We start from the raw sequence: 12,179 nt of genomic DNA, 5'->3' as shown, positions 1-12,179 counted from the left end.
GGCGACGACGCGCCGCGTTGGCGCTTTGGCGGGGCCACGCTGCGTCGCGCCCAGGTGGCGTTGCGTTTGGCGCACGATCTGGAAATGAGCGCGGCCAGCACCGCCCTCGTACTCGATCTGCTCGATGAGATCGAAGCGCTCCGATCACGACTTCGGCGCCTCGGCAGTTTCTGAACAGCGGCCTCAATCAAGGAGATAAGCGGGTTGCCGCACAGATCGGAGGGCGCATCCCGCTTACGCTTGGCCTCCCTCAACCTGAGGGAAGACGAACATGAAATCCGATATACAACTTAGTTCTCAGGATAGTTTTAGGTCGTCATTCAGCCTTCTCAAAGGAAAGACCATGCAGCCGCACCATCCGCTGCAACCGCCTGTTTCACGGGTGGATGCGGCGATCCCCGTACCCGTTCCAGCATCCCTTATCAAAACCAGGAAGAGAACGCCATGACCGACCCATCATCATCATCCCTATCCCTCACTCGCCAATACGAACACAGCGTTCCGGCCTTCTGGCCGCTCGCCCTGATGGCGGAAATGGGGCAAGAGGGGCTGGAGATTTTCAAGCGCAACCTGGATTTTGCTAAGGAGATCAAGAAGGAAGAATTCGAACTCAAGCCGGTCTGGGCCACGCCCAACGACATCCTGCTCGATCTCAACACCCTGCGGCTGCGAGATTTCTCCACGCCGGCGGCGCGCCGGGAACAGGGCGTGATTCCAACCCTGATCGATGCGCCCTACGCCGGCCACACTTCGACCGTCGCCGACTACGCACCGGGGCAAAGCCTGGTGGAAACACTGCAAACCGGCGGCATCCGCCGCGTACTCTGCCTGGACTGGAAGAGCGCCACTAAAGCGATGAAGGACTTCAATACCGACATCTACCTCGCTGAAATCAATGTGGCGGTCGATGACCTGGGCGGCGCGGTCAACCTGATTGGACTGTGCCAGGGTGGCTGGATGGCAGCGATGTACGCGGCGCGCTACCCGGACAAGGTGACGACGCTGGTCACTGCCGGTGCGCCGCTCGATGCCGACGCCGGCGACGGCTTCATCAAGAAGATCGCCCAAGACCAGCCGATGAGTTTCTTCGAGGAGTTGGTGACCATGGGCGGCGGCCTGATGCGCGGCAAGTTCATGCTGGCCGGCTGGAAGGGCATGCACCCCGAGGAACACTACTTCAAGAAATATCTGGAACTCTACGATCAAATCGAAGACCCGGCGTATCTCAAGAAGAACGAGGAGTTCGAGCGCTGGTACGAGAACCCGCTGGATTTGCCAGGTCGCTGGTATCTGCAAGTGATCCAGCAACTGTTTAAGGACAACCGATTCTACAAAGGCGAGTTCGTGGCGCTCGGCCAGACGATTGGCCTCCATGACATCATCTGCCCCACCTTCCTGATGGCTGGCAAGGGCGACGATATCACCCCCTATCCGCAGGTGTTTGAAGCGGAGAAGAAGCTGTCCACGCCGAAGGACAAAATCGTCAAGAAGCTGGTGCCGGGTGGTCATATCGGTCTGTTCATGGGATCGCGCACTTTGAAAGAATCCTGGCCCGGCGTCATTGCGTGGATCAAGCAGGAGTGTCCGTCCGCGTGAGCTTCCAAACCACGCCGTAGCACGGGCTTCCAGTTCGTGCTACCTCTTTGTTCAAGATCTATCCAGAAGTGGTATGAGTAAGGACGACAAAATGACTGCTTTAACGACCGCTTTAACCTCATCGCCGTCGCCGGAATCCGGTGCCGTCATCCAGGATGCCCTGAAGAGCCATACCACGGCGCTGCTGGTGTTCAGTATCCTTTTCCTGGTCGTCGGCTCGGCGGCGATCCTGCTGCCGGTGCTGGCCACCTTCGTTGCCGAAAGCCTGCTGGGCGGGCTGATGATCCTGAGCGGGTTTCTCTACGGCGCGCTTGCCTTTCAACTGCGAGGTTTCTGGAACATCGTCTGGACGGTCCTCATCGCTCTGCTGTCGATAGTAGCCGGTTTGGTTCTATGGTTTTATCCGTTGCAGGGTGTCCTGACCCTGACCCTCTTTTTGGCTGCGTATTTCATCATCATTGGCGTGTTCAAGGGGATCCACGCGCTACAGCACCGAGCCACCCACGGCTGGGTCTGGTCGCTGGTCAGCGCCATCGCCAGCATCGCGCTGGGCGGTATGGTCGGGTGGGGATTCCCGGGAACGGCGTTGTGGACGCTGGGGCTGCTGTTCGGCATTGACCTGATTTTTTACGGCTGGGCGCTGATCGCTCTCCGTTCGGCGGTGAAGGACAGCGGTTTAGCTCCAGCGCCCGCTGTTAGCACCTGATCGATCGTGAAAGGGAGACACCCATGGCACTGCCCAGTCACCGCACCAAGATTATCTGCACCATTGGTCCGGCTTCGGCCCAGCCTGAGGTGCTGACGGCGATGATGCAAGCCGGCATGAACGTCTGTCGGCTCAACTTCGCCCATGGCGACTTCGACAGTCATGCCGCTACGATCCGGCTGATCCGGGACACCGCGGCGGCCATCGGCCACCGGATCTCGATCTACGCGGACTTGCCCGGCCCCAAGATTCGTCTCGGCAACCTCGCTGGCGGTCAATGTACGCTGGAGCGCGGAGCCTCGGTCACGCTGACCACCCAAAACGTCGAAGGGACGGCAGCTCGGTTGCCGGTGCGGTTCCCGGAGTTGACCCGGTCGGTCGGCCCCGGGGATCGGATCTTTCTAAACGACGGCTTCCTGCAACTGACGGTGAATGCGGTCGGCGGTACGGAGGTCGCCTGCCGCGTCGATGTCGGTGGCCTGCTGTTGTCGCACAAGGGGGTCAACATCCCCGGCAAGGAATTGCCGATCAAGGCGTTTACGCCCCGCGACCATGAGTGCCTCGATTTCGCGGTCCGACACGGGGCGGATGTAGTCAGCCAGTCCTTCGTGCAGAAGGCCGATGACTTACACGAAGTCCGCGAAGCCGCCCGCGCGGCCGGTGGGAACCCGCTGATCTTCGGCAAGATCGAGCGCGCGGTGGCGTTGCAGAACATCGACACGATCGTGCAGGCCGCCGACGGCATCATGGTGGCCCGTGGCGATCTGGGCGTGGAAACGCCGCTTGAGGGGATCGCCATCGCGCAGAAGCGGCTGATCCAGCACGCCCGACGGGCGGGAAAACTGGTCATCACCGCCACTCAGATGCTGGAGTCGATGGTCGGTAATCCGCGCCCGACCCGCGCCGAAGTCACTGACGTTGCCAATGCCATCCTCGACGGCACCGACTGCGTGATGCTGTCGGAGGAGTCGGCGATAGGCCAGTATCCGGTCGATGCGGTGCGGATGCTGGCGAGGATTGCTGCGGCCACCGAGGCGGGGTGGCGCGATCCAGAGCTACGCGAGGTTCTGCCCCACCTGGAAACGCTCCTGTCGGGACGTCCGGTGGCGGACGATCCGCAGATCGAGGAGGTCATCGCGGCGGACGTCGCGACCGCCACGATCCGTCTCGGCACCCGCATGGTGATCACTCCGACCACCCGCAGCCAGCAACCACGGCGGGTGGCGGCCTATCGGCTGCCCTGCTGGGTAGTAGCCTTCACGCTGAACCCGGAAATCGGCCAACAACTCAACCTGTGCTCTGGCGTTCACACCGTTGACCTGCCCGCAAGGGGCGTGGATTGGAAAGCGGTCGCGGGTCCGTGGTGCAAGGACAACGGCTTTGCCGATGGCCTCGCCATCGTCACCCATCACGGGGCGCAAGGACGGGCCGAGGCGACCCATTGCCTGGAAATTATCGATCTGGCCACGTATTTCGCATGAAGGGTGGGGAGGCTCATCGTCCAGAGTTTGGCGGTACTCGCTACCCTTCCCTTCACCCCGCAAAAACGGTCTGAACCCTTGACCGCGTTCAATCGTCCCAACCCCAAGGAGACGCCTCCCATGAGCACAACCGCTGAACTGTTGGGCGCCCACGCTGACTACCTGCTGGGCTTCGACAAACCAAAGATTAGCAAAGCGTTGCTGCACCTGCCGGGTCCAGACTTCGTGGACCGCATCTTCGCTCCCTCCGACCGTAACAACCAAGTCCTGGGCCATTTGCAACGCCTGTTTAATACCGGCCGGTTGGCGGGCACCGGCTTCCTGAGCATCCTGCCGGTGGATCAGGGCGTCGAACACTCCGCTGGGGCCAGCTTTGCCAAAAATCCAATCTACTTCGACCCCGAGAACATCGTCAAGCTGGCCCTCGAAGGCGGTTGCAACGCAGTGGCCTCGACTTTCGGTGTACTGGGCATGGTCTCGCGCCGGTACGCCCACAAAATCCCGTTCCTGGTCAAGATCAACCACAACGAGTTGCTGACCTACCCCAACAAGGCTGATCAAATCCTGTGGGGCACCATTAAGGAAGCCTACAACATGGGCGCGGCGGCGGTGGGCGCCACCATCTACTTCGGATCGCCGGAAAGCAGCCGCCAGATCGTCGAGGTCAGCCAAGCCTTCGCCATGGCCCACGAACTCGGCATGGCTACCGTGCTGTGGTGTTACCTGCGCAACAGCGCCTTCAAAACTCCGGAGAAGGACTACCACGTCTCCGCCGACCTGACCGGCCAGGCCAACTACCTCGGCGTCACCCTCCAGGCCGATATCATCAAGCAGAAGCTGCCCGAAAATAACGGCGGTTTCGAGGCCCTCAATAGGGGCGGCTCCAGCTATGGCAAGTTCGACCCTCGCATCTACACCGAGCTCGCCAGCGATCATCCGATTGATCTGACCCGCTATCAGATTGCCAACTGCTACATGGGCCGGGCCGGTCTGATTAACTCCGGCGGCGAATCCAAGGGCGTGGGCGACCTCGCGGCGGCGGTCACCACCGCGGTGGTGAACAAGCGGGCGGGTGGCATGGGGCTGATCGCCGGGCGTAAATCCTTCCAGCGGCCGATGCAGGAAGGCGTTGCCCTACTCCACGCCATTCAGGATGTCTATCTCGATAGCGGCGTGACCGTGGCCTAAAAACGATGCCGTGTTGATGATCGGAGGTCTGGCGCTTTTTTCGGACCCCCTTTTTTCAATTTTTTCAATAATTCGGACAGTTTTTAGAACCTGAATCAAAGTGAATGTAGACCGATGACATCCCACCCCCGATGAACCCTTCCCCCGTTAAGCGCTATCTGCCCTAATTACTTGCAGCAACTTCTAATTCTTGCCAGCGATCCGATGAACCCTTCCCCCGTTAAGCGCTATCTGCCCTGGGTGGTCGCCATGGCCCTGTTCATGGAGCAACTGGACTCCACCATCGTCAATACCGCAGTTCCGGCCATGGCGGCGAGCTTGCAAGTGACGCCACTGAGTCTGAAGGCCGTGGTGACCAGCTATATCCTGAGCCTGGCGGTCTGCATTCCGGTGAGTGGCTGGATGGCCGACCGGTTCGGCACCCGACGGGTGTTTGGCGTTGCGGTGGCGGTCTTCACCGGGTCGTCAATCCTGTGTGGTCTGGCGGTCAACGTACCGATGCTGGTGGCGGCGCGCATTCTACAGGGCCTCGGCGCGGCGATGATGATGCCGGTGGGCCGGCTTGCGATCATTCGCGCCTTTCCCAAAGCGGAGCTGCTGAGGGCGATGAATTTCGTTATCATCCCCGCGTTGATCGGTCCGCTGCTCGGACCCACGGTGGGCGGCCTCATCGTGCATTGGCTGTCGTGGCGGGACATCTTCTGGGTCAATGTGCCGGTGGGTCTCGTGGCGCTGGGACTCATTCATCGCCACATGCCGGATTATCGCGGTGATGCGCCGCGACCGCTGGATTTCATCGGTCTGGTCTTGTTCGGCTCCGGCACGGGGCTGCTCTCGTGGTTGCTGGAAATCTTCGGCGAGCACGATCTGGATGTGACGGCGGCGGCTCTGTTGCTGCTGCTCTCGCTCGGTCTGTTGGCGGCCTATGGCGGGCATGCCCGCCAAGCGTCCTATCCGTTGCTTCGCCTCGCGCTGTTTCGAGTCCGCACCTTTCGCGTCGCCGTGGTCGGGGGCTTCATCACCCGGTTAGGTATCGGCGGGCTGCCGTTTCTGTTGCCCCTGCTCTACCAACTGGGTCTAGGCTTGCCGGCCTGGCAGTCGGGCCTGCTGATGATGCCCGCCGCCGCCGCCGCTATGGGGATGAAGCTGATCTCGGTGGGGGTGCTGCGGCGCTACGGATACCGGTCGGTCCTGATAGTGAATACAGCCCTGATCGGGATCACTATAAGTCTGTTCGCAGGGGTGACTCCGGCTACGCCGGTGGGGCTGATCGTGCTGCTGGGACTGGCGCTGGGATTCTTCAACTCGCTACAGTTTTCCAGCATGAACTCGATGGCCTATGCCGACATTGACCCGCCCGATTCCAGCATGGCCAGCACCCTCGCCAGCTCACTGCAACAGATGTCGATGAGTTTCGGGTTAGCCTGCGGGTCGCTGATAACCGCCGCGTATCTGGGCGACCGGCCACAAACCGACCGCGTGGCGGTGACCAACGCCCTGCACTATGCCTTCCTGACCTTGGGGGGCCTGACCCTCTTGTCATCGCTCTCGTTCTGGACGCTGCGTTCCGAAGATGGCGAAAGTGTTAGCCGAGGGAACCTGCGCGAGGTGGAATGAGTGCCCATTCTGGAATGGCTATCCCAGTACCGTTTCGCTTGGCTGCGCGACGATCTGATCGCCGGTCTGACGGTCTGGGCCGTAATGGTGCCCACGGCTCTCGCCTATACCGGGATTGCCGGGGTTCCAGCGGTCGTGGGTTTATACACGATCCCCTTGGCGTTGCTGGCTTATGCGGTCTTCGGCACGTCCCGCGCCTTGGTAGTCGGTCCTGATTCCGCCACGGCATTATTATCGGCCCATACGGTCAGTGCCTTGATGGCGCAGCATTCGGGAGATTATGGGGCATTGACGTCATCACTGGCCCTGCTTGTGGGCGTGTTGTTTTGCAGTTTCGGCGTGTTGCGCATGGGCTGGATCGCCCACTTTATCTCCCAGCCAGTGATGAAAGGATTCATTCAAGGGCTGGCCCTCGTCACCATGATGAGTCAGTTGCCAAAGCTGTTCGGCGTAGAAAACGTCGGTGGCAACTTTTTTCAGGCGGTTTGGGCGCTCTTCCAGCAAGGGCCGAATACGCACCTGCCAACGCTGGGCGTTGGGCTGGGAAGCCTTGTCCTGCTGTTTGCCTTGTCCTATTTTTTTCCCAAGTCGCCTGCAGCCTTGATCACCGTCGTAGCCGCTATCCTTGCCGTTTCCTGTTTTGACCTGCATGAACAGGGCGTCGCCATTGTCGGCGTTATCGAGACCGGTATACCGCCTTTTGGGTTACCCCATTTCCAGTCGGCAGACGCGATCGGGCTGCTACAGGGTGCGCTGGCTATTGTTCTGCTCAATTATGCCGAATCGCTGGGCACCGCCAAAGCCGCAGCCCTCATCACGGGAGGATCTCTTAACCCCAATCAGGAGTTAGTGGGACTCGGCATGGCCAATCTCGGCTCCAGTCTCAGTTCGGGTTTTGTGGTCGCCGGCAGTCTATCGCAATCAGCAGTCAGTATGACCGCCGGCGGAAAAACTCAAATGGCGGCGTTGTTCCACACCGTGTTTATTATACTTACGCTGCTGTTTCTAATGCCGCTGTTTAAAAACCTGCCCGAAGCCGCACTGGGGGTGATCGTCATCAAAGCGATGATCCAGATGCTGGATTTCGGTTATCTCAAACAATTGCGCGTCGTCAGCTACAGCGAGTTCAGTCTCGCCCTGGTGGTTTATGTCGGGGTGCTGGCGCTCGGCGTACTCCCTGGCATCGGTCTCGGTGTCGTATTTTCGCTCATTGCCCTAATTTATCATGCCGCCCATCCCGGCACGGCAATACTGGGTAAAGTCCATGGCAAGGATATGTATCGCAACGTTTTACGGCGGGCGGATGCCAAGACCCTTCCCGGCTTATTGATTTTCCGGCTGGACAGCGATCTGTTCTTCATCAACGCAGATTATTGCGCGGAACGGATCAGACACCATGTTGCCGCTGCTGCCGAACCGGTTTGTGAAGTATTGATCGATGCCGAGACCATCAACCGGATCGATATGACGGCCACCGATATGCTGAGCAAGTTGCATACCGAATTGGCCCAAAAGAACACGACCCTGTCCATGGCCCGCGTCAGGGATTCGGTGCGTGTCCTCCTAAAGCAAACCGAAGTGGAACAGAGGATCGGTAGCGACCACATCTATGATTCCATTACCCAAGGAGTTAAAGCATTTTGTCAACGCACCGGGGTACCCCTGCCTCAGGATGAAAACAAAGTAGCGGGTTCAGCCGCCGGAGAATAATCTCGCACATCCTGATCCCCCATGTTGCATGGCGGCCGCATCATGGTGAATTGACGCACAGTAAATCCTTTCTCTTTCTTTTTCTCTTTCTTTTTCTTGACGACTTTAATCACACCGTTAAACTTCTCTTTACACCCATCAATAAACGCTTCACCTTTATAGCCACCATCCGCCCAGATTTTTCTCACTGTGTTCACGATGGAAAACAGCACACTGAGTACTTCCTTGGCGGCATGACCCTCATCAATATTAGCCGCATGAACCACCATAACAATAGGATAACCCGTTGTATCAACTACAATATGTCGTTTTAGACCCTTAGAGGCTGTACAAAAACTAACTAACTGATTGAAAATATTTTTAACGAGCTTCGTCCTGCTAAAGCTGATTGAAGCTGACCCTACCACTTGATTGATCAACGGCTTAATTTTTGTACAGCCTCTAACAATCCCTTGACAAGGCGCTATGAGCGTGGATGCTTTTTGATGGGCGTCGTCGAGTGGCTTTACGACCTGATCCTTCTCGCGCTCTTTGATGCCTGCGTCGATCCCACCGACCCGCGTTTTACTTTGGTGGCCGCACGAGGCTCGTCTCCAGTTGTGCTACGCGCTCCTTCCAGCGAGCCCCCGTAACTCCACCTGCCTCCTTTTCCTTCAGCATTTTTAATCCCTTTTCTCTGACACGGTTTTACTCAAAATTCGTGTCCAGAAAAGTCAGAGCCAGCTCAGAGTGAATAGTCCACCCGTCAGCGCAGGCTGAAGAATCTTGCTAATCAGGTAAAAATTAAGAGTCGCTGAGCTACGGCGGAAATACTTTTGCGTTATGTGTTCCGACGCACAGAACGCCCGGTTTGCGAATCGGAAGATGCTTACTACGACAAATGGTGGACGGAACTACGTGAATCCTTTGATCAGCCCTGCTCGTTCAGACTTCTCTCAGTCCGGGAGCGAGGGTGTCCGCCCGATAGTCAATATCATTGGCGTGGTGAAACCTGGTCTGGCAAAGCAACCAGTCCCGGTAAAGATGTCGAGGTCGGAAAACGTCATATACGCGGCAATCGCAGGGGATATCGCGGTTGCGATCAGCAAGTTTGTTGCCGCGACGTTCACTGGCAGCTCGGCCATGCTGGCCGAAGGCTTTCATTCACTGGTCGATACCGGCAACGAGTTGCTGTTGTTGATTGGAATCCAGCGCAGCAGGCGGGCCGCTGACGAAGGGCATGCGTTCGGCTACGGCAAGGTCACCTACTTTTGGGCCTTGATCGTGGCACTCTCCGTTTTTTCCCTGGGGGTGGAATTTCCATCTATCAGGGTATCGTCAGTCTGCACAGCCCACCAGTCCTTGAGGATCCAACCTGGAACTACATTGTCCTCGCGGTTGCGGCCCTTTTCGAAGGCTTTAGTTGGCGAGTGTCCCATCGAGAGTTAGGGCGCCGGAGACGTCCCGGCGATAGTCTTTGGCAGGCCGTCCGGCGCAGCAAGGACGCTGCGGTATTCACGGTCTTCTTTGAAGATTCTGCAGCACTGATCGGTATAGCGATTGCCGCTCTGGGTGTGGGCCTAAGCCACATATTTGACAATCCTTATTTCGACCCGGGAGCTTCGGTGCTGATCGGACTGGTTCTAATCGGCGCTGCCTTTCTGCTCGCCAGGGAAAGCGGCGGGCTGCTGGTCGGGGAGAGCATCGACCGCGATCAGATCGCGCATCTACGCAACATCATTGCCGCTGACTCTGCCGTTGAGAGTGTTCGTCATCTTCTCACCATGCAGCTCGGGCCGGATAGCGTTTTACTGACGGCAGCCGTGCGTTTCGAACGCCGGCTCAACCTGGATGAGGTGGAGCAGGCGATCGAGCGACTGGAGTGCGCGATTAAGGTGCAGTACCCCTCGATTCAGCACCTCTTCCTCGAGTCAGGAACGCTTAAGGCATTATCGCGGTCGGCGCGATACGCAGCGGCGCACGAACCACTTTAAGTTCACCTTTAACCCTTTTTAGGAGACGTTAATGAGTCACTACATCATTGCGGTTGTGGTCGGCAGCCTTCGCCGCGATTCGTTCAACCGCAAGCTGGCGAACGCCCTGGTGAAATTGGCGCCGCCGGAGTTCTCGCTCCAGCCGGTGGAGATCGGCGACTTGCCGCTCTATAACCAGGACGACGACGCGAATCCGGCCGAATCCGTCAAGCGACTGAAGGCTGAAATCATGGCGGCCCAGGGCCTTCTGTTCGTCACGGCCGAATACAACCGTTCCATCCCCGGCGTGCTCAAGAACGCCATCGACCATGCCTCACGCCCTTACGGCCAGAATGCCTGGAAAGGCAAACCCGCCGGGGTCATCGGCGTTTCGGTCGGCGCCATCGGCACGGCTATGGCGCAACAGCATCTGCGCAACATTCTCGCGTACCTGGACGTACCGACCCTGGGGCAACCGGAAGCCTTCATCCAGGCCAAGGAAGAGCTGTTCGATCAGGCCGGCGACATCGGCGCAGACAGCAGCAATTTCCTGCAGGACTGGATGGACCGCTATGTCGCATGGGTGAAAAAGCACGGGGTCTGATGTGGCAATAATTCGGACCGTTTTTGAGGAAGGCACGAGCGGAGGGTAACCGCACCGAATCTGCTTGGGTGAGAGTTCGGATCGAAAGGCTTGGACAGCGATCCTTCGTATTGACCTCCCGCATGAAAGGGACAGGCGTCTGTGCCGAGGCGCCCTTCTGATCAACCTGCGGATACCACTGCACCATGACATTGTCGCGACGCCACACTGAACGTCACCGCACTGACCGCATCGGCTGGCTGCGCGCTGCCGTGCTCGGCGCCAACGATGGCATCGTCTCGACGGCCAGTCTCTTGGTCGGTGTGGCGGCGGCCAGCGCCAGTCACAGTAGCATCCTGGTGACTGGCGTTGCGGCGCTGGTGGCCGGGGCTATGTCAATGGCCGCTGGCGAATACGTCTCGGTCCATTCGCAGGCCGATACCGAGCAAGCCGACCTGGCGCGCGAGCGCGCCGAACTCGAACGGAATCCCGCCGCGGAACGGCGCGAGCTGGCGGCTATCTATGTCGGCCGGGGACTCGAACCCGGCCTGGCGCAGCCGGTGGCCGAGCAACTGATGGCGCACGACGCCCTCGGCGCTCACGCGCGCGATGAACTCGGCATCTCCAAGACCCTCAGCGCGCGGCCGATTCAGGCCGCTTTGGCGTCAGCCGCCAGCTTTGCGGTCGGTGCGGCGCTGCCGCTGGCTGTGACGGCATTGGCGCCCGAGCGGTTCCTGATTCCTTGGGTGTCGGGAATGTCTCTCGCCTTCCTGGCCTTGTTGGGCGCCGTCGCCGCCCGGGTGGGCGGCGCCAGCGTACTGATCGGCGCATGGCGGGTCACCTTCTGGGGGGCGCTGGCGATGGCGATCACCGCCGGCGTGGGCGCGCTGTTTGGCGCCGTCATTTGATAGATCCCGACCATGCTGGAAACCAAGACCGGATTGTCCTTGGAAAACAGCGAATCGTAGCGCGGGCTATGCCTACGTTCGCACCTATGGGGCGCCGCGTTACATCTTCAGGTCGAGCGCATGAAGCGAAGGTCTTGATATGAAATGAAAAGGGGAGTGAATGATAACGATGACGACTGCGCTGATTCCTCGTATGCAGAGTTTGCCGATTCCGTTCGGCAGTCTGGAAGGCTACATCCAGGCGGTCAACCAAATGCCGATGCTGAGCGCCAACGAGGAACAGGAGTTGGCCGGTCGGTTACGGTCGCAGAACGATCCGGCAGCGGCGCAACGCCTGATCATGGCTCACCTGCGCTTCGTGGCGCATATCGCCCGAGGTTACAACGGTTATGGTTTACCGCTGGGCGATCTGATTCAGGAGGGCAATGTGGGCCTGAT

General features: G+C 59.1%; 13 protein-coding genes. 12 read left to right on the top strand and 1 reads right to left on the bottom strand.

The features are described from left to right. From BN874_RS11050 to BN874_RS11020, 7 genes are all read left to right on the top strand, one after another. The coding region (locus BN874_RS11050) for a chaperone modulator CbpM (protein ID WP_034433208.1) at positions 1 to 174 on the top strand (174 nt) is incomplete at its 5' end. A 270-nt stretch (positions 175 to 444) separates the two neighbouring features. Next, entirely contained in the window at positions 445 to 1,596 is a 1,152-nt protein-coding gene (locus BN874_RS11045) for an alpha/beta fold hydrolase (RefSeq protein WP_034433205.1), read from the top strand. Between the two features lie 91 nt (positions 1,597 to 1,687). Next, on the top strand, positions 1,688 to 2,302 hold the full coding sequence (locus BN874_RS11040; RefSeq protein ID WP_051497723.1) for an HdeD family acid-resistance protein: 615 nt from the start codon (positions 1,688 to 1,690) through the stop codon (positions 2,300 to 2,302). 23 nt (positions 2,303 to 2,325) lie between these two features. Next, the gene (pyk, locus tag BN874_RS11035) at positions 2,326 to 3,783 is read left to right on the top strand and encodes a pyruvate kinase (protein WP_034433202.1); all 1,458 of its coding nucleotides are present in this window, start codon (positions 2,326 to 2,328) and stop codon (positions 3,781 to 3,783) included. A gap of 120 nt (positions 3,784 to 3,903) precedes the next feature. Next, positions 3,904 to 4,971 (top strand): class I fructose-bisphosphate aldolase, encoded by a 1,068-nt coding sequence (locus BN874_RS11030; RefSeq protein ID WP_034433200.1) that lies wholly within the window; start codon positions 3,904 to 3,906, stop codon positions 4,969 to 4,971. Positions 4,972 to 5,175: 204 nt separating this feature from the next. After that, a complete protein-coding gene (locus BN874_RS11025) occupies positions 5,176 to 6,588 on the top strand; it encodes an MFS transporter (protein WP_034433197.1) in 1,413 nt (470 codons plus the stop codon). Continuing rightward, positions 6,589 to 8,298 carry a SulP family inorganic anion transporter gene (locus BN874_RS11020; RefSeq protein ID WP_051497722.1) on the top strand — a complete coding sequence of 570 codons (1,710 nt, stop codon included), beginning with the start codon at positions 6,589 to 6,591 and terminating at the stop codon, positions 8,296 to 8,298. On the opposite strand, the gene BN874_RS23580 is transcribed toward BN874_RS11020, so the two are convergent. Beyond that, positions 8,256 to 8,717: a transposase gene (locus BN874_RS23580; protein WP_195912171.1), complete on the bottom strand. Its 462-nt coding sequence runs from the start codon at positions 8,715 to 8,717 to the stop codon at positions 8,256 to 8,258. The two genes, BN874_RS11020 and BN874_RS23580, sit on opposite strands and share 43 nt — an antisense overlap. 478 nt (positions 8,718 to 9,195) lie before the next feature. On the opposite strand from BN874_RS23580, the gene BN874_RS26215 reads away from it, so the two are divergent. The 5 genes from BN874_RS26215 to BN874_RS10995 form a co-directional block, all read left to right on the top strand. Further along, positions 9,196 to 9,726 carry a cation diffusion facilitator family transporter gene (locus BN874_RS26215; protein WP_320411469.1) on the top strand — a complete coding sequence of 177 codons (531 nt, stop codon included), beginning with the start codon at positions 9,196 to 9,198 and terminating at the stop codon, positions 9,724 to 9,726. After that, entirely contained in the window at positions 9,612 to 10,271 is a 660-nt protein-coding gene (locus tag BN874_RS11010; protein ID WP_320411470.1) for a cation diffusion facilitator family transporter, read from the top strand. Before BN874_RS26215 ends, BN874_RS11010 begins: the two co-directional genes overlap by 115 nt. Positions 10,272 to 10,302: 31 nt before the next feature. Next, entirely contained in the window at positions 10,303 to 10,854 is a 552-nt protein-coding gene (locus BN874_RS11005) for an NADPH-dependent FMN reductase (protein ID WP_034433191.1), read from the top strand. 185 nt (positions 10,855 to 11,039) lie between these two features. Beyond that, complete coding sequence (locus BN874_RS11000) at positions 11,040 to 11,741, top strand: VIT1/CCC1 transporter family protein (protein WP_034433189.1); 702 nt, start codon at positions 11,040 to 11,042, stop codon at positions 11,739 to 11,741. A 160-nt stretch (positions 11,742 to 11,901) separates the two neighbouring features. Beyond that, positions 11,902 to 12,179 (top strand): sigma factor (locus BN874_RS10995; protein WP_420886123.1); only part of this gene is annotated, 278 nt, incomplete at its 3' end.

Source organism: Candidatus Contendobacter odensis Run_B_J11, assembly GCF_000531125.1.
GTDB lineage: Bacteria > Pseudomonadota > Gammaproteobacteria > Competibacterales > Competibacteraceae > Contendibacter > Contendibacter odensensis.
Note: the sequence above shows the minus strand (reverse complement) of the source record. Positions and strands in the feature narration are given on the sequence as shown.

What these genes read in the sequence shown, in the direction of transcription:
- BN874_RS11005 (WP_034433191.1), top strand. Translation starts at nt 10,303, where the DNA reads ATGAGTCACTACATCATTGCGGTTGTGGTCGGCAGCCTTCGCCGCGAT.
- BN874_RS11000 (WP_034433189.1), top strand. Translation starts at nt 11,040, where the DNA reads ATGACATTGTCGCGACGCCACACTGAACGTCACCGCACTGACCGCATC.
- pyk (WP_034433202.1), top strand. Translation starts at nt 2,326, where the DNA reads ATGGCACTGCCCAGTCACCGCACCAAGATTATCTGCACCATTGGTCCG.
- BN874_RS11025 (WP_034433197.1), top strand. Translation starts at nt 5,176, where the DNA reads ATGAACCCTTCCCCCGTTAAGCGCTATCTGCCCTGGGTGGTCGCCATG.
- BN874_RS11045 (WP_034433205.1), top strand. Translation starts at nt 445, where the DNA reads ATGACCGACCCATCATCATCATCCCTATCCCTCACTCGCCAATACGAA.
- BN874_RS11030 (WP_034433200.1), top strand. Translation starts at nt 3,904, where the DNA reads ATGAGCACAACCGCTGAACTGTTGGGCGCCCACGCTGACTACCTGCTG.
- BN874_RS11040 (WP_051497723.1), top strand. Translation starts at nt 1,688, where the DNA reads ATGACTGCTTTAACGACCGCTTTAACCTCATCGCCGTCGCCGGAATCC.